The 16,641-nt window shown below is 64.6% G+C and carries 15 protein-coding genes; 10 read left to right on the top strand and 5 right to left on the bottom strand.

Going from position 1 to position 16,641, the window contains the following annotated elements; genetic code table 11:
- The first annotated feature begins 9 nt into the window (after window positions 1-9).
- The 10 genes from ccoO to hemA all read left to right on the top strand — a co-directional run bounded on the left by ccoO (window position 10) and on the right by hemA (window position 9,006).
- A complete protein-coding gene (ccoO, locus tag KEC45_RS21485; RefSeq protein ID WP_062185514.1) occupies window positions 10-774 on the top strand; it encodes a cytochrome-c oxidase, cbb3-type subunit II in 765 nt (254 codons plus the stop codon).
- On the top strand, window positions 771-929 hold the full coding sequence (locus KEC45_RS21490) for a cbb3-type cytochrome c oxidase subunit 3 (RefSeq protein ID WP_062185512.1): 159 nt from the start codon (window positions 771-773) through the stop codon (window positions 927-929). Before ccoO ends, KEC45_RS21490 begins: the two co-directional genes overlap by 4 nt.
- Window positions 922-1,848: a cytochrome-c oxidase, cbb3-type subunit III gene (ccoP, locus tag KEC45_RS21495; protein WP_062185510.1), complete on the top strand. Its 927-nt coding sequence runs from the start codon at window positions 922-924 to the stop codon at window positions 1,846-1,848. The genes KEC45_RS21490 and ccoP overlap by 8 nt, the downstream gene beginning before the upstream one ends.
- Window positions 1,835-3,292 carry a cytochrome c oxidase accessory protein CcoG gene (gene ccoG / locus KEC45_RS21500; protein WP_062185508.1) on the top strand — a complete coding sequence of 486 codons (1,458 nt, stop codon included), beginning with the start codon at window positions 1,835-1,837 and terminating at the stop codon, window positions 3,290-3,292. The genes ccoP and ccoG overlap by 14 nt, the downstream gene beginning before the upstream one ends.
- Window positions 3,289-3,759, top strand: coding sequence for a FixH family protein (locus KEC45_RS21505; protein WP_062185506.1), 471 nt, complete (start codon window positions 3,289-3,291; stop codon window positions 3,757-3,759). Before ccoG ends, KEC45_RS21505 begins: the two co-directional genes overlap by 4 nt.
- Window positions 3,756-5,870 carry a heavy metal translocating P-type ATPase gene (locus tag KEC45_RS21510; RefSeq protein ID WP_252171287.1) on the top strand — a complete coding sequence of 705 codons (2,115 nt, stop codon included), beginning with the start codon at window positions 3,756-3,758 and terminating at the stop codon, window positions 5,868-5,870. Before KEC45_RS21505 ends, KEC45_RS21510 begins: the two co-directional genes overlap by 4 nt.
- A complete protein-coding gene (ccoS, locus tag KEC45_RS21515) occupies window positions 5,867-6,022 on the top strand; it encodes a cbb3-type cytochrome oxidase assembly protein CcoS (RefSeq protein ID WP_058538811.1) in 156 nt (51 codons plus the stop codon). Before KEC45_RS21510 ends, ccoS begins: the two co-directional genes overlap by 4 nt.
- A complete protein-coding gene (locus tag KEC45_RS21520) occupies window positions 6,019-6,249 on the top strand; it encodes a hypothetical protein (protein ID WP_062185502.1) in 231 nt (76 codons plus the stop codon). Before ccoS ends, KEC45_RS21520 begins: the two co-directional genes overlap by 4 nt.
- A 59-nt stretch (window positions 6,250-6,308) precedes the next feature.
- Window positions 6,309-7,664, top strand: coding sequence for an oxygen-independent coproporphyrinogen III oxidase (gene hemN, locus KEC45_RS21525; RefSeq protein WP_062185500.1), 1,356 nt, complete (start codon window positions 6,309-6,311; stop codon window positions 7,662-7,664).
- Between the two features lie 127 nt (window positions 7,665-7,791).
- The gene (gene hemA, locus KEC45_RS21530) at window positions 7,792-9,006 is read left to right on the top strand and encodes a 5-aminolevulinate synthase (protein WP_062185498.1); all 1,215 of its coding nucleotides are present in this window, start codon (window positions 7,792-7,794) and stop codon (window positions 9,004-9,006) included.
- 424 nt (window positions 9,007-9,430) lie between these two features.
- On the opposite strand, the gene KEC45_RS21535 is transcribed toward hemA, so the two are convergent.
- Genes KEC45_RS21535 through KEC45_RS21555 form a run of 5 tightly spaced genes read right to left on the bottom strand, consistent with a single transcriptional unit; the run spans window position 9,431 to window position 16,315 of the window.
- A complete protein-coding gene (locus tag KEC45_RS21535) occupies window positions 9,431-10,861 on the bottom strand; it encodes an aldehyde dehydrogenase family protein (RefSeq protein ID WP_062185496.1) in 1,431 nt (476 codons plus the stop codon).
- 11 nt (window positions 10,862-10,872) lie between these two features.
- Window positions 10,873-11,985, bottom strand: a complete 1,113-nt coding sequence (locus KEC45_RS21540; RefSeq protein ID WP_062185494.1) for an NAD(P)-dependent alcohol dehydrogenase — start codon at window positions 11,983-11,985, stop codon at window positions 10,873-10,875.
- A 12-nt stretch (window positions 11,986-11,997) separates the two neighbouring features.
- Window positions 11,998-12,882 (bottom strand): helix-turn-helix domain-containing protein, encoded by an 885-nt coding sequence (locus tag KEC45_RS21545; protein WP_062185492.1) that lies wholly within the window; start codon window positions 12,880-12,882, stop codon window positions 11,998-12,000.
- Window positions 12,879-14,090, bottom strand: a complete 1,212-nt coding sequence (locus KEC45_RS21550; protein WP_062185491.1) for a cytochrome P450 — start codon at window positions 14,088-14,090, stop codon at window positions 12,879-12,881. The genes KEC45_RS21545 and KEC45_RS21550 overlap by 4 nt, the downstream gene beginning before the upstream one ends.
- Before the next feature lie 2 nt (window positions 14,091-14,092).
- Window positions 14,093-16,315: a TonB-dependent receptor gene (locus tag KEC45_RS21555; RefSeq protein WP_252171288.1), complete on the bottom strand. Its 2,223-nt coding sequence runs from the start codon at window positions 16,313-16,315 to the stop codon at window positions 14,093-14,095.
- Window positions 16,316-16,641: the final 326 nt, after the last annotated feature.

Genomic DNA, 16,641 nt, shown 5'->3' on the forward strand with positions numbered 1-16,641 from the left:
GCCCGGATCATGGCCACCAGACCCGCCAAACAGGGCTTCAGCCACAAGAAGATCGAGCGCAATGTGACGTTGCTCGGCGCGCTCGCGCTGCTCACGGTCACGATCGGCGGCATTGTCGAGATCGCGCCGCTCTTCTGGATCGACAACACGGTCGAGAAGGTTGAGGGGATGCGGCCCTACACCCCGCTCGAACTCGCCGGGCGCAACATCTATATGCGCGAGGGCTGCTACACCTGTCACAGCCAGATGATCCGTCCGTTCCGCGACGAGGTCGAACGCTATGGCCATTACAGCCTCGCCGCCGAGAGCATGTACGACCATCCGTTCCAATGGGGATCGAAGCGTACCGGGCCCGATCTGGCGCGCGTCGGCGGCCGTTATTCGGACGAATGGCACAAGGCGCATCTGATCGACCCGCGCAGCGTCGTGCCTGAATCGATCATGCCGCCCTATGCCTTCCTTGCCGAGCGCGACCTCCAGACGGGGGATATGTCGAACGACCTCACCGCGCTCTATCGTGTCGGGGTGCCCTATACGAAGGCCGACATCGCCAAGGCGAACGATGACATCCGGGCGCAGGCCGACCCCGATGCCGGCGCGGGCGATCTGCAGAAGCGCTATCCGAAGGCGCAGGTCCGCGACTTTGACGGCGACCCCGCGCGCGTGACCGAGATGGATGCGCTGATTGCCTATCTTCAGATGCTCGGCACGCTGGTCGATGTCGACAAGGCGGCGCCGCAGGAACGCGCCGGCGAAACGGAGGCGGCGCGATGAGCTACGACGCGCTTCGCCATTTCGCCGATAGCTGGGGGCTGCTCGCGATGGCGCTGCTGTTCCTCACCCTTATCGCCTGGCCGTTCCGGCCGAGCGCGCGCGCCCGCAACGACGAGGCCGCGAGCATGATCTTCAAGGACGACGAGCATGGCTGATCTGAAACAGCGCATCGACGAGGCGACCGGCACGAGCACGGTCGGCCATGAGTGGGACGGGATCGAGGAACTCGATACGCCGATGCCGCGCTGGTGGCTCTGGACCTTTTACGCGACGATCGTCTGGGGGCTGGCCTACGTCGTCCTCTATCCGGCCTGGCCGATGGTCGACAGCGCGACCAAGGGCGTGCTCGGCTGGTCGAGCCGAGGCGACCTCGCAAGCGAAATGGCGGCCGATGCGAAGCGCCGCGCGCCGACGGTCAATGCCATTGCGGCAACCACGATTACCGATCTGCCCGCGAAGCCCGAACTGATGCAGGCGGCGGTACAGGGCGGCGGCGCGGCGTTCCGCGTCCATTGCGTCCAGTGCCATGGTGCGGGCGGCGCGGGGGTGAAGAAGCTCTACCCCAGTCTGACCGACGACGACTGGCTGTGGGGCGGTGATCTGGCCACCATCGAATATACGGTCACCCATGGCATCCGGAACCCGGACCACAAGGCGACACGCACCAGCCTGATGCCCGCCTTCGGCCGCGACGGCATTCTCGATGCGGCGCAGATCGGCGATGTCGTCAGCTTCGTGCGCACGATCAGCCGGCAGGAAAAGGCCAGCGCGTCGTCGGCGCGCGGCGCGGCGCTGTTCGCGGACAATTGCGCGGTGTGTCACGGCGCGGGCGGTGAAGGCGGGCGGCAGGTCGGCGCGCCGAAACTGACCGATGCGATCTGGCTGTACGGCGGCGATCGCGACAGCCTGACCGCGACGATCACGCAGCCGCGCAACGGGGTGATGCCGCGCTGGGGTGGCCGGCTCGATCCGGTCACGATCAAGATGCTGTCGGCCTATGTCTATTCGCTGGGCGGCGGCGAGAAGGGGCTCGCGCCCGTCGCCGAAGGGGCGGGAGCCGATGGCCAGCCCTGAAGATCTTTCCGGCCAGTCGGCGCCGCTCTATGAAGCGCGGAAGGGCGTTTACCCCAAAGCGGTGAACGGTCCCTTCCGCCGCTTCAAATGGGCGATCATGGCGGTGACGCTGGCGATCTATTACGGCACGCCGTGGATCCGCTGGGATCGCGGTCCTTACGCGCCCGATCAGGCGGTGCTCGTCGACCTTGCGAACCGGCGTTTCTACATGTTCCAGATCGAGATCTGGCCACATGAATTCTATTATGTCGCGGGCCTGCTCATCATGGCGGGGATCGGGCTGTTCCTTGTCACCAGCGCAGTCGGGCGCGCCTGGTGCGGTTATGCCTGTCCGCAGACGGTGTGGACCGACCTGTTCCAGCATGTCGACCGGCTGATCGACGGCGACCGCAACGCGCAGGTCCGGCTGGCGAACGGCCCGTGGACGGCCGAAAAGCTGGCGAAGCGGGTGATCAAATATGGCATCTATCTGGCCATCGCCTTCTGGACCGGAGGCGCGTGGATCATGTATTTTGCCGATGCGCCGACGCTGACGGCGGATTTCTGGACGGGACAGGCGGCGCTTGTCGCCTATGGCACCGTCGCCGTGCTGACCGCGACGACCTTCATCCTCGGCGGATTTATGCGCGAACAGGTGTGCGTCTACATGTGCCCCTGGCCGCGCATCCAGACCGCGATGATGGATGAAAAATCGCTGCTGGTGACATACAAGGACTGGCGCGGCGAACCGCGCGGCAGCGTCAAGAAGGCGCAGGCTCACCCCGGCGGCTTCGGCGACTGCATCGACTGCAACCAGTGCGTCGCCGTGTGCCCGACGGGAATCGACATTCGCGAAGGGCCGCAGATCGGTTGCATCACCTGCGCACTCTGTATCGACGCGTGCGACGGGGCGATGGCGCAGGTCGGTCGCCCACGCGGGCTGATCGACTATTGCACGCTCGACGATGCGGCGACCGAAAAGGCAGGCGGCACCGGGCAGCCGATCCGCAAGACGCTGCTGCGTCCGCGCACCTTGATCTATTTCGGCGTCTGGACCGCAATCGGTGCGGCGATGCTCTTTTCGCTCGGCCAGCGGACGCGGCTCGACCTTGCCGTCCAGCACGAGCGCAGCCCGCTCTTCGTCCAGCTTTCCGACGGCCACATCCGCAACAATTACACGCTGAAGCTGCGCAATATGGAAACGCGCCCGCGCCGGGTCGCGGTGAGTGTCAGCGGGCTTCCCGGTGCGGTGCTGTGGACCGACGCCGGTTCGCGTGAAAAGGCCGGGCAGCGTATCGAACTGGCGCTGCCCGCCGACAGCGTCACGAGCGTCAAACTTTTCGTCGCGGCGCCCGCCATCGGTCCGGCGCGGCAGGATTTCACGATCGGTACGCGCGGGCTCGACGGCGATCCGCGCGGCGACAGCGACATCATCCAGTTCGACCGGCCGGAGGCAGGACAATGACCGACACACGCAAACCCAAGGCCTTCACCGGCCGGCATATGACGGCGATCCTCGTCGGCTTTTTTGCGGTCGTGATCGCGGTCAATCTCACCATGGCGCGCTTCGCCATGTCGACCTTTGGCGGCAAGGTAGTCGAGAACAGCTATGTTGCGAGCCAGCATTATAACGAATGGCTAAAACGTGCCGACGCGCAGGACCGCCTCGGATGGGATGCGCGCATCACGCTCGATGCGAGGCGGCACGTGCTTCTGGCGCTCAGCAAGGATGGCGTTCCGCTCGACGGCATTCGGGCGTCGGCAACGATCAACCACCCCGTTGGGCGCACCCCGCCCGCCGCGCTCAATTTCGAGCCGGCGGCGGGCGGCGTGCTGCGCTCGGTCGAGCCGCTGGTGTTGGGGCGCTGGCGGCTCGACCTTATCGTCCGGCGTGGCGCCGACGAAGCCCGCTATCGCGAGAATCTTCAATGACCGCGACCGCCCTCGTCGTACGCGACTTCGCGGTGCCCGATATCCGCTGCGCGGGCTGCATCGCCAAGCTGGAGCAGGGGCTGGTGCGCGACAGGCGCATCGCCGCCGCGCGCGTAAACTTCACCGAGAAGCGCGTCCATCTGTCCTGCACCCCCGACACCGACATGCCCGACCTGATCGGCGCCTTTTCGAGCCTGGGTTTCGAAGCCCACCCGATCGGGAGCGGCCCCGACGAAGCCGATGCCGAAGCCGAAACGAGCCGTGAGTTGCTGCGGGCGGTCGCGGTGTCGGGCTTCGCGATGATGAACATCATGCTGCTCTCGGTGTCGGTCTGGTCGGGCGCGGCGGGGGCTACGCGCGACCTGTTCCACTGGCTGTCGGCGGCGATCGCCCTGCCGACGATAGCTTACGCCGGACGCCCCTTCTTCCGTTCGGCCTGGCGCGCGCTGCGTCATCGCCGCACCAATATGGACGTGCCGATCAGCATCGGGGTCCTGCTCGTCAGCGTCATGAGCCTCTACGAGACGGCGACGCACGGCGCCCACGCCTATTTCGATGGCGCAGTAATGCTGCTCTTTTTCCTGCTCTGCGGCCGCTGGCTCGACAGCGTGATGCGCGACCGCGCGCGGGGCGGCGTCACCGCGCTGCTCCGCAACATGGGCACCGGTGCGATGGTCTTTGGGCACGAACGCTCGACGCGCTGGGTGGACGCGACTGCGCTTGAGCCGGATATGGTCATGCTCGTCGCTGCCGGTGAGCGGCTCGCGGCGGACGGCGTCATCGCGAGCGGATCGAGCAGCATCGATCTGTCGCTGCTGACCGGCGAAAGCGCGCCGCAGACGGTTCGCCCGGGCGACGTCGTTCATGCGGGCACCCTCAACCTCGATGCACCGCTGAAGGTTCGCGTCACCGCTGCGGGCAGCGATACTGCGATCGCCGATATCGCCAGGCTGATGGGCGAGGCCGCGCAGGGTAAGTCGCGCTATGTCCGGATCGCCGATCGCGCGGCCCGCCTCTATGCACCGGCCGTCCATTGCCTTGCGCTGCTTGCCTTTGCAGGCTGGATGATCGCGGGCGCCGGCTGGCATCACAGCCTGCTCATCGCTGCAGCGGTGCTGATCATCACTTGCCCGTGCGCACTCGGCCTTGCTGTGCCCGCCGCGCAAATCGTCGCCGCGGGGGCCCTGATGCGCAAGGGGGTGCTGATCAAGGATGGCTCGGCGCTGGAGCGCCTGTCCGAAGTCGACCTCGCGCTTGTCGACAAGACCGGGACGCTCACGCTTGGCCGCCCCGAGGCGCTCGATCTCGGGCTGCTCGATATCGGCGTCAAATCGTTGGTCCTCGCGCTGGCTCAGTCGAGCCGTCATCCGCTCAGCGAAGCGCTGACCCGCGGGCTGCAAGCCTATGACGTTCGTCCCGCCGAGGTCGCTTCGATCCGAGAAACCGCGGGGTTCGGGGTGGAAGCTCGCTGGGCCGGCCGCACCGTGACGCTCGGTCGGCCGCTCGGCACCGGGCTGGGCGATGCGCTCGCGACCCAGTTCGCCGTCGACGGGCGTCCGGTGGCGACGATCCGCTTCGCCGACCAGCTGCGTCCCGACGCGCGCGACGCGGTCGATGCGCTGCGCGAAGCCGGGATCGCGGCCATGATCCTGTCGGGCGATCGCGCCGAAGCCGTCGCCCCCGTGGCGCGTGAGCTCGGCCTTACCGCGCAGACCGGTATGACCCCGCAAGACAAGCTCGCCGCGATCGCACGGCAGACGGCGCTCGGGCACAAGGTGTTGATGCTCGGCGACGGCCTCAATGACGGTCCGGCGCTTGCCGCGGGGCATGCCTCGATGGCGCCGGGCTCCGCGAGCGACGTCGGCAAAAATGCCGCCGACTGCATATTTATGGGCGACCGGCTGATGCCCGTGGTCGAGACGGTGCGCATGGCGCGGCGAACCCAGGCGGTCGTTCGGCAGAACTTCATGCTCGCGATCGTCTACAACGTCGTCGCCGTGCCGCTCGCTTTCGCCGGACTCGTCACCCCGTTGATCGCCGCGGTCGCCATGTCGGGATCGTCGCTTCTCGTCGTCGGCAATGCCCTGCGCCTTAAAGGCGCGATCCGGTGAACGGCCTTATACTGCTCATACCGATCGCGCTGGGGCTCGGCCTGCTCGGGCTCGCTGCATTCTTCTGGTCATTGCGCCAAGGGCAGTTCGAGGATCTCGACGGCGCGGCGCTGCGGATCTTCGTTGAGGATGAAGAGGACCGGGCCGCATGATCGCGCGCCGGATCGGAGCCGTTGTGGCGGCGGCGGGCCTCGCCACCGCACCGCTCGCGACCGACGCGCGCGTCATACGCGTCGGGAAGTGCGGCGGCGCCGCGCAGCATCTTGTCGTGCCTGCCGATCCCGCCCGGCCGAGCGACGAGGGCGGCAATTGCGCCAAGGCGTGTCACACCATGACCGACCGGCGGGACCGGCTGTCCGGCAAGCGAGGATGCTGTTGACGCGGCGGGTTTTGATCCCGGTCAATGTCGCCGCTGCGGGCGCCGCGTAAAACCGTCGCATGTGGTCCTATCATCCCGATCTTCTCGCCCGGCCCGTGCCGCGCTACACCAGCTATCCAACGGCGATGGAATTTGCCGACGACGTCGGCGCCGACGCCTATGCACAGGCACTCGACGCAGTCGAAGCCGCGACGCCGATTTCGCTTTATGTCCATATCCCCTTTTGCGAGCAGATCTGCTGGTATTGCGGCTGCAACACCGGCGCGGCGGGACGCAAGCATCGGCTCGCCGACTATCTCGCGGCGCTCCAGTCGGAGATTACGCTTGTCGCCAAGCGGCTCGGGGGCCGCGGACGCGTGCAGCGCATTGCATTCGGCGGCGGTAGCCCTAATGCGATCGCCCCGGTCGAGCTGGTGCGCCTGCTCGACCTGTTGCTTACCCTGTTCGATGCGCACCGGCCCGAGATATCGATCGAGCTCGATCCTCGCGGCTTCTCTGCCGAATGGGCACTTGTACTGGCTGCCGCGCGCGTGACCCGCGTGAGCCTCGGCGTGCAGACCTTCGCACCGCATATCCAGCAGGCAATCGGACGCATCCAGCCGCTCTCCCATATCGAACGCGTCGTGGCCGGGCTTCGGCTGCGCGATATCGACGCCATCAATTTCGATCTGATGTACGGCCTGCCGGGTCAGACCCTCGCCGATCTCGATGAGACGCTCGAGGAAACGATCCGTCTCGCGCCGAGCCGGATATCGCTTTTCGGCTATGCGCATCTCCCGAACATGATTCCGCGCCAGCGCCAGATCGACGCCAGCAATCTGCCCGACCATGAATTGCGCTTCGAGCAGGCTCGGCGCGGGTATGAGCGCCTCACCGATGCGGGCTATGTTCCCGTCGGATTCGATCATTTCGCGCTGCCTTCCGATCCACTTGCCGACGCCGCGCGCGACGGGCGGGTGAGCCGCAATTTTCAGGGCTTTACCGAGGATGACAGCCCGGTTTTGATTGGCATCGGTGCCAGTGCGATCAGCCGGTTTCCCGATCTCATTGTCCAGAATGAAAAACGCGCGGGCGTTTATCGTGACCTCATCGCGGCCGATCAGTTGACCGCTGTTCGCGGCGTTGCGATCGACGCCGATGACCGCGAGCGCGGGCGGCTCATCAAAGAATTGCTGTGCCACGGGACCGCTTGCCTCGACGCGCGCTGGCTAAAGTCTGCGCGGGCCGCGCTTGCGCCCTTTGAGCGCCTGAATATCCTTCGCTGGGAGGGCGAAAGGCTCGTCGTCGAGGACCATGGCCTGCCCTACGCCCGACTGGTCGCCGCGCAATTCGACCGTCATCGCGGCGCGATCACTCGTGTGGACCTCGAGCCTATGTTTTCCAATTGCGCAGATAGGACAGCAAGCAGGGCATGATATAAATCCTCCGCTAACTGCAGAAATCTGCAGCTTACCTGTACGTGTTATTCCTAATGGGAAGCGTATCCGCCCTGACAGATAGAAGCCTCATATCCCGGCTATTTCAACCTTTAGGGGCAGGCTCATGCGCTACGACCAGATTTTCAGCGATGCGATCGCGCGCCTGCACGACGAGGGACGCTATCGGGTGTTCGTCGATATCCTGCGGGACCGCGGCGCCTACCCCGGCGCGCGCTGCTTCGATGCCGATGGGGAAGCGAGGCCGATCACCGTCTGGTGTTCGAACGACTATCTCGGCATGGGGCAGCACCCGGCGGTCCTCGATGCAATGGAAGCCGCAATCGCTGATGTCGGTGCGGGCTCGGGCGGCACACGGAATATCAGCGGCAACACCCATTATCATATCGAACTCGAGCGCGAGCTTGCCGATCTCCATGGCAAGGAGAGTGCGCTCCTCTTTACGTCGGGCTATGTGTCGAACGACGCCACGCTCGCGACGCTGGGCAAGCTCCTGCCCAGCTGCGTGATATTTTCGGACGAGCTAAATCACGCAAGCATGATTGCCGGCATTCGCAATGCGGGATGCGAGCGGAAGATCTTTCGCCACAATGATCTGGCGCATCTCGAGGCACTGCTTGCCGAAACCGACCCCGCGCGGGCCAAGCTCATCGCCTTCGAGAGTGTGTATTCGATGGACGGCGACGTCGCGCCGATCGCCGCGATCTGCGATCTGGCCGATCGCTATCAGGCCCTCACCTATCTCGATGAAGTCCACGCCGTCGGCATGTACGGCTCGCGCGGTGGCGGTATATCGGAGCGCGATGAAGTGGCGCACCGCGTCAGCGTGATCGAGGGCACGCTCGCCAAGGCCTTCGGGGTCATGGGCGGTTATATCGCCGCGGACCGCGCAGTCATTGACTGCATTCGCAGCTATGCACCAGGCTTCATCTTCACGACCTCGCTGTCACCTGTTCTCGCCGCCGGCGCGCTCGCAAGCGTTCGCCACCTGAAAGTGTCGACATCTGAACGCGAAGGACAGCGGGCCGCTGCTCAGCGGCTCAAGTCGCTGTTTCGGGCCGCAGGGTTGCCGGTCTTGCCGAGCGACACGCACATCGTCCCGCTCCTCGTGGGCGACCCTGTCCGCGCCAAGGCCCTCAGCGACCATCTGCTCACCGAGCATGGCGCCTATGTTCAGCCGATCAACTATCCAACGGTACCGCGCGGAACCGAGCGGCTTCGCTTCACGCCGGGTCCGCTGCATGGCGAGGAGGAAATGAAGGCACTGACGGCGGCGCTTGCCGCTTGGTATTTCCCATATCGCATGCCGATTGCCGCGTGACGAACTGAGTGGGAATCGGCACGATTAGGGTACGCAGCCGGCCAAAAATCCGATGTAATCCAGTGGTCTAAGATCAATTTGGGGCCTTTTTGGGGGCACTGGACGATTTGCGAATAGAGGAATATCCCGGAAAACTGCCAATTTTTTCGCGTAATTAGATTCCGGCTCGGCCTCCAAACTTTTTCCGAAATTGTGACAACGGCCTGACGGCGGAAAGCCGCCGGCCGCCTCCAAAGACAAAGGGCTGCCTCTTTCGAAGCAGCCCTTCCATTGTCGTACCGGTTCGCGGACGATTATCCGAGTCGGACCCCCGCGAGGAAGGTCATGCCCAAATCTGCCGCATGCGGCGTGTGACAATGAGACATTCGACCACCTCCTTTCGCTTGTTGACGATGGGGCCAATGTAGAATTTTTTGCGCCTCATTCAAGTTGTAGCGATCGCCTTCCTCCTTACGATCGTCTGAGCGTTGGTATATTCCAGCAGGCCTTCAACCCCACCTTCGACCCCCACGCCCGATTGCTTCATCCCGCCGAACGCCGCGGTCGGCGACAAATGTTGCGTTTCGTTGACCCAGACGGTGCCGCTCGCGATGCGCTGCGCAATTTCGAAAGCCTTGTCCTCGTCCTTTCCCCACACCGAGCCGCCGAGGCCGTAGTCGGTCGCATTGGCCCGCACGACGACATCGTCATAATCGTCGAATTTAATGAGCGGCAGAACGGGGCCGAACTGCTCCTCCTGCACGATGCGGCTGTTCTCCGGCGGATTGTCGAGGATGGTGACGGGAATGAAATAGCCTGGCACATCCGCCGTCTCGCCGCCGACGAGGAATTTATAGCCCTTGTCCTTTGCATCCTGGATCAACTCGAGGACGCGGCGGTATTGCGCTTCGTTGTTGATCGGGCCGATCTGGGTCCCCTGCTCGGAACCGTCGCCGACCTTCACTGTCTTCGCATAGGCGACGAGGGCTTCTTTCAGCGGTTCGTAGATGTCCTTGTGCACATACATGCGCTTGGTCGCGATGCAGATCTGGCCATTGTTGCGGAACGCGGCCCAGAAGAGTTCCTCGGCGACCTTTTCGACTTCGACGTCGGGCATCACGATCGCCGCATCGTTGCCGCCGAGTTCGAGCGTCACGCGTTTGAGGGTCGGCGCCGCCGATTCCATCACGCGGCGACCGGTCGCGGTCGATCCGGTAAAGCTGATCTTGTCGAACCCGGGATGGCTCGTCATCCACGGGCCGAGCGCATCGCCGCCGGTGACGATATTGAGCACGCCGGGGGGGAGCATGTCTTTCACCAATTCGCCGAACTTCAGGGTCGCGAGCGGCGTGAAAGGGGAGGGTTTGAGCACCATGCAATTGCCGGCGAGCAATGCCGGGCCGACCTTGAACATCGCAAGGACCATCGGGAAATTCCATGGCGCGATCGCCCCGACGACGCCCAGCGGGACATGGCGCGTCTCGCTATAGCGCTCCGCACTATCTTCATTGATCGTGACTGGCAGTTCGAGGCTGGCGGCGCCCATCAGCCAATATCCGGCTCCCATGACTTCGCCTTCGGCTTCGGCGTGGGGTTTGCCCTGTTCGGCGGTCAGCAGGCGCTTGAAGGCGTCGGCGTTCGCGAGCACGGCCTGCCCCATCGCGTTGAGCGCCGCCTTGCGCTCGGCGATCGGCGTCGCGGCCCAGCCGGAGAAAGCAGCGCGGGCGGCAGCGATGGCCCGGTCAAGGTCGTCCGGGCTCGCGTCGGGGGCGCTGCCGATGACCTGTTCGGTTGCGGGGTTGAGCACGTCGAAGCGGGCGCTGCCACTATCGAGCTTACCGCCGATCAGCATCGCATAGTCGCGGTCGAAATCCATCGTCTCTCTCCTTAGGGTATCAGCACGACCTTGATGCACTCGCCGCGCGCCTGCGCGCCCAGCGCCTCGTTGATCTCGGCGAGCGGGAAGGTCTTGATCAGCTTGTCGAACGGGAAGCGTCCGGCGGCGTGATGCGCGATCAGCTCGGGAATGAAGCTTTGCGGGTCGCTGTCGCCTTCGATGATCCCGATGATCCGGTGCCCCGGGGTCATCAGCGCCGCGATATTGACGCTGATTGCGGCGTCGGCCTTTGATGGCACGCCGACGAGCCCGATTGCGCCATGGCTGCCGAGGGCGGCGAGGCCCGCCTCAATGACGGGCACGACGCCGCTGGTGTCGAAAGCGAAGTCGAGGCCCGCGGGCACAATCGCGCGCAAGGCCTCGGACAGATTGACCGATTCGCCGGGGTCGATGACATGCGTCGCGCCGAGTTCCAGTCCGATTGTGCGCCGCGCGGCGACAGGTTCAACGAGAATGATCGTCGAACAGCCCTGGATCACCGCGCCCATCACCGCGGCGAGCCCCACGGGGCCGCCACCGAAGATTGCGATGCTCGAACCTGAGGGACAGGCGAGCGAGTTCATCACCCCGCCGGCGCCGGTCTGGAAACCGCAGCCGAGCGGGCCAAGCAGTTCGAGAGCGACCTTCGAAGTGTCGACCTTCACGACGTTGCGCGCGCGGGTGACTGTGAGGGCCGAGAAGGAGGATTGGCCAAAGAAGTGCGACGTGACGCGTTCGTCGCCTTTCGAATAAGCGGTCGAGCCGTCGTCGAGGCGCATCCCCGCATAGTTGAGCGGCACGAAGCTTTGGCAATAGCTCGGCAGATGCTCGTCGCAGCGCGGACAGGCGCCGCAGCTTGAGAAACCGACGACCACCTCGTCGCCGACGCTCAAGCCTTCGACACCCTCGCCGATTGCCTCGACCACCCCTGCGCCTTCATGGCCGAGCACGCCGGGCAGCGCGAAGGGGGCGAACTGGTCGCGGAAAATGAGGTCGGTGTGGCAAAGTCCGACACCCGCGATCCGTACACGCACCTCGCCCGCACGCGGCGCCTCGACCTCGATCGTCTCGATCGTGAAATTGCCGCCGGGCTGACGCACCACGGCCGCCGTCGCTTCGGTCATCTTTTTCTCCGTTCAGTGCAGCCCGCGCCGTTCCTGCTGGCGATAATCGCTTGGTGCCATGCCGAACCAGGCGCGGAACGCGCGGCTGAAATGGCTCTGGCTGGTGAAACCCGTCGCTTCCGACAATGCTGCAAGGCTGAGGTCGGTCTGAACGAGCATCTGCTGCGCACGATCAAGCCGCGCCTTCATCACATATTGATGCGGGGAGATGCCGGTCGCCTTCTTGAACAGGCGGCAAAAGTGCGAGGGCGTGACGCCCGCGACCGACGCCATCGCCTCCAGGCTATGCTCTTCGGCAGGATTGGCGAGCACCGCATTCATGATCTTGTGCAGTCGGTAGGCCGAGAAATCCGAGACCGGGATTTCGGTCGGATTGCCGTGCGCGGGCGGGCCGGAGAGGATATGCGCCTTCAGCGCATTGACCATCGCTGCGACATAGGCGGTGCGTTCCTCGGCCTGCGGGGCATAGAGTTCGGAGAGGATTTGCCGTGTGAGGGCGACGCCCAAAGGATCGGCGAAGGCGAAGCGCATCTTGTTGAACTGGTCGGCGTGCGGTTGCCCCGCGAGTACATCCGACGACATCGACAGGGTGACGACATCAAGTTCGCCGTCGACGAGCCAGCCCGTCGGCATTCCCGCGGGAACGATCGTCGCGCAGCCGGGGATCGAACTGGTTTCGGTCCAGCCGTCGCGGTCCCATGTCTTCACCTGCGGCTTGCCCGCGACATGGACGGTGAAGATCGGCTGCGGCAGCGCGGGGAGGGTATAGCTGCCGACGAATTGACGCCAGCGGCAGAGCGACCACCCATCGCCGATGGATCCCATCTCGACATCGGGCGCGCGGCCGAGAACGTCGCAGATGATCTCCTTATTGTCCCAGACGCTCTCGTTGTTCACGTCACCAGCCTGACGTCGAGCCGCTTGAAGCCGTTGATGAAGTTCGACCGCACGCGGATCGGCTCTCCCATGATCTCTATGCGGCGAACATGACGCGCCATTTGCTCAAAGGCGAGTCGCAATTGCATTTCGGCGAGTCGCGATCCGACGCAGACATGCGTACCGGCGCCGAAGGCGAGATGCTGGCGGATCGGGCGCATCACATCGAAGGCGTCAGGATCGGCGAACACCGCGGGGTCGCGATTGCCGGCGGGGTAGAAGACGACGACCTTGTCGCCCTGGCGGATCGTCTGCCCGGCAAGTTTTGTGTCGCGTGTCGCGGTTCGTCGCATGTGGATCACGGGGCTGGCGTGACGCACCATTTCCTTGACCGCATTGGGCAGCAGGCCGGGATCGGAGCGGATGGCGTCCCATTGATCGGGATTGTTGGCAAATGCGATCAGGCTGTGGTTGATCGAATTGCGCGTCGTCTCGTTACCGCCGACGAGTGCGAGGATCAGATTGCCGATGAAATCGCCGAGCGGAACGGGTTGGCCGTGTATTTCGGCATTGGCGAGCAGCGACGCGATGTCGGGACCGGGGTTGGCGCGGCGTTCCGCGAACAGCGCCGAAGCAAAGCCGATGAATTCGCCCATCACCGCCTGCATCGCTTCAGGCGACTGGCGGAAATCGGGGTCGTCCTCGCCGACGAAGGCGTCGGTCCAGCGGTGGAGATCGTGCCACATATCGGCGGAGACGCCGAGCAGTTCGGCGAGGGTGAGGAGGGGCAGCGGCACGGTCAGGAGCGGCAGGATGTTCACCGCCTCGTTCAGCGGCACATCGGCGAACAGCCGCTCGACGCGTTCGGCGATCCGCGCTTCGATGCCTTCCAATCGCGCCGGCGACAGCGCGGGCATCACGAATTTGCGGTATTGGGTGTGCGTCGGCGGATCGCGCGAGATGAAGGGAATGCCGATCGCCGATTCGCCGGCGCCGGTCAGCCCGACCTCATTTTCATTGAAGATGCGATGCCCGCCATTTTCGTGTGCCGAGGAAAAGAGATCGGCCTGCCGCGACACGGTGATGATGTCATCGAACCCCAGCACCGCCCAGAAGCCCGCGCCATCGCTTTCGGGGTTCCAGTGGACCGAGCCTGCGGCGCGCAAGGCCGCAAGCTCGGCATAAGGCATGCCGCCGACGTAGAGATCCGGATCCTTGAGATCGGTCATCGTCAGAAGCTGTAGCGCAAGGACACGCCATAGGTACGCGGCGCCGACGGTACGAGGAAGTTGTACGGGAAGCCCGCGCCGCGCAAGTCGAGGCCGTAGCCATATGTCTTGCGCTCGAAGATATTGTTCGCGAACGCCCGGACCGTCAGTGCGTCATTGCTCCAGCTGAGCGACGCGTTGACTTTGGCGTTCGCGCCCTGCTGCAACTCGCTGTTCACTTGCGGCGTGCCGGGCGCGTCGATCTCGTTGAACGGCGAGAAATATTGGCGGCTCGAATAGGCCATGTTCGGCGCGAAAGTGATTTTCCCGCCCACGACGTCCAAGACATCCCATTCGAAACCGAGTTGCGCGGTAAGCTTCGGCGCGAAGGGCAGCTCATTGCCCGACAGGTCGGCGCCCTGCAGCGTCAATTCCTTATATTTCGAATGCAGCCAGCCGAGCGAGGCGTTGATGCGGAGACCGTCGGTTGGGCGCAGCGTGGTCTCGACCTCCAGCCCATATACTTCGGACGATGGCGCGTTGACGAGGAAGGATACCGGTCCCGCGCGCGTGTCCTGCAACTGCTGGTTCGAATAGTCGTAGTAAAAGGCGGATGCTGCGTAAGTGAGCAGGCGCCCGCCCGCGCGGCCCTTGATCCCGATTTCATAGGCGTTGACGCGCTCGGGCTCGATATAGCCGATGCCGCTCGACGACGTGTAGCCGCCGCCATTGACCGCACCCGCGCGGTAACCGCGGTTGTAGCTCGCATAGACGAGCGGGCCGTCGTCGAAGGTGTAGCTCAATGCCACGCGGCCGGTCAGCGCATTATTCGTATCTGCGAGCGCGAAGCGCGCGGCGGGATCATAGGGGCAGGTGCCCGCGACCCCGGCGCACGGCACCGTCGTCGCGATCGGCGTCTGCGGGTCGTCGACCCCGCCGATGAACAGATAGGCAAAGGCGTCGTCGTAGCGCGACTTGTCCTTGGTATAGCGCGCGCCGAGCGTGAGCACGAGCCGATCGGCGAGGTCGATGTCGGCTTGTCCGAACACGGCATAGCTTTTGCGGACCTGCCGGTAATGCTGGAAGAAGCCGCCTGCCGGCGGCAGCGGCAGGTTGAACGTGTTGTCGGTGATGTTGCGGTCCCAGCCATAGAAGAGCCCGCCGACGAAGGTCAGTCCGTCGCCGTCGTAATTGGCGCGCAGTTCCTGACTGAATTGGCGATAGTTCGAGCGCCAGTTGATATCGAGAATATCGAGCGGCGATCCGTCGGCCGCCTGCTGAAGATTCTGCTTTCCGCCATCATAGCTGGTGATCGAGGTCAGGCTGAGCGTATCGCTGAGTTCGAGTGCGATATTTGCCGAGAATCCCCAGGCGTCGGTGCGGTTCTCGCCGATCCGATTCTCGTTCGTCTCGAAAAAGCCGAGCCCGGTGCGGAAGGGTTCGAGGCCATGCACCGCGGCCTGCGTCCCGCGGTCGCGGCCGGCATAGGCGCGCAGCACGATGTCGAGCGTCTCGACCGGCTTGACGCGCAGCGAGGCGCGGCCCTGCAGCGTGTCGATCGACGCGGCGTCGCGTCCGCCGGGGAAGATGTTTTTGATCTGCCCGTCGCCCTTGGCGTAGTTCACCGCAAGGCGCAGCCCTGCGACATCCTCGGCGAGGGTTGCTTCGGCGGCGCCCTGCGCGGTGATTGTGTCGAAATTGGCGTAACCGAGCTGGACATAGCCGTTGGTGCCGGAGAGGCCGGGCTTCTTCGTGATGAAGTTGATCGCGCCGCCCGTGGTGTTGCGGCCGAACAGCGTGCCCTGCGGCCCGCGAAGCACTTCGATGCGGTCGAGATCGAACAACCCCATGCCGTGGCTGGTGCGCGGCGCCAGATAGACATCGTCGAGATAGACGCCGACGGGCGACGCCTGATTGCTGTTATATTCGTTCGCGACGCCGATGCCGCGCAGCGAGAAGTTCGGCTGCGTGTCGCCATAGGGGCTGTTGATCTGAAGGTTCGGGACCGCGTCGCCGAGTTGCGCGGAATTGGTGATGCCGCGGTCGGCCAGCGTGTCGCCGCCGAGGGCAGTAACCGCGACCGGCACGTCGAGCAGCGACTGCTCGCGGCGCTGCGCGGTGACGACGATATCGCCGTCGGTCGCAGCGGTGTCGGGCGGCGTCGGCGCATCCTGCGCCATGGCGAAAGTCGATGTCGAAACGGCGAGCGCAGCCAGCATGGCGCGCGCGAAAGGCAAAGCTGCCATAGTCCTTCTCCCAATTTGGCGGGGCTTCTGCGAGCCCTGTCAGCTAGGAAGACTAAGGCGAGGGGCGCGATCTGGCTTTAGCGCGCCTTGCAACGAGTTTTGACATTTCTTGCGCGCAAAATCGGCCTCCGGCACGCGGTCGCAGTTCCGAAACAGTCGCTGCAAGCCGCGAACGACTGCTCGCGCGCTGTCGTTCAACGTCACCGACGCGCATGCGTTCGACTATTTCTGGACGCGCGTTGCTCCGGCGCCCGCGAAGTTGGGGAATCGACTTGTCGTTTCGCCGTAACACGGAATAGGGATGGCGACCCCATCGCCAGAAAGGA

This window comes from Sphingopyxis sp. USTB-05, assembly GCF_023822045.1.
Lineage (GTDB): Bacteria > Pseudomonadota > Alphaproteobacteria > Sphingomonadales > Sphingomonadaceae > Sphingopyxis.

Coding starts and splice junctions, on each gene's coding strand:
- KEC45_RS21550 (WP_062185491.1), bottom strand. CDS start 14,090: ATGACCGATCTCAAGGATCCGGATCTCTACGTCGGCGGCATGCCTTAT.
- KEC45_RS21505 (WP_062185506.1), top strand. CDS start 3,289: ATGACCGACACACGCAAACCCAAGGCCTTCACCGGCCGGCATATGACG.
- hemN (WP_062185500.1), top strand. CDS start 6,309: ATGTGGTCCTATCATCCCGATCTTCTCGCCCGGCCCGTGCCGCGCTAC.
- ccoG (WP_062185508.1), top strand. CDS start 1,835: ATGGCCAGCCCTGAAGATCTTTCCGGCCAGTCGGCGCCGCTCTATGAA.
- KEC45_RS21490 (WP_062185512.1), top strand. CDS start 771: ATGAGCTACGACGCGCTTCGCCATTTCGCCGATAGCTGGGGGCTGCTC.
- ccoP (WP_062185510.1), top strand. CDS start 922: ATGGCTGATCTGAAACAGCGCATCGACGAGGCGACCGGCACGAGCACG.
- KEC45_RS21520 (WP_062185502.1), top strand. CDS start 6,019: ATGATCGCGCGCCGGATCGGAGCCGTTGTGGCGGCGGCGGGCCTCGCC.
- KEC45_RS21535 (WP_062185496.1), bottom strand. CDS start 10,861: ATGGATTTCGACCGCGACTATGCGATGCTGATCGGCGGTAAGCTCGAT.
- KEC45_RS21540 (WP_062185494.1), bottom strand. CDS start 11,985: ATGACCGAAGCGACGGCGGCCGTGGTGCGTCAGCCCGGCGGCAATTTC.
- hemA (WP_062185498.1), top strand. CDS start 7,792: ATGCGCTACGACCAGATTTTCAGCGATGCGATCGCGCGCCTGCACGAC.
- KEC45_RS21510 (WP_252171287.1), top strand. CDS start 3,756: ATGACCGCGACCGCCCTCGTCGTACGCGACTTCGCGGTGCCCGATATC.
- ccoO (WP_062185514.1), top strand. CDS start 10: ATGGCCACCAGACCCGCCAAACAGGGCTTCAGCCACAAGAAGATCGAG.
- KEC45_RS21555 (WP_252171288.1), bottom strand. CDS start 16,315: ATGGCAGCTTTGCCTTTCGCGCGCGCCATGCTGGCTGCGCTCGCCGTT.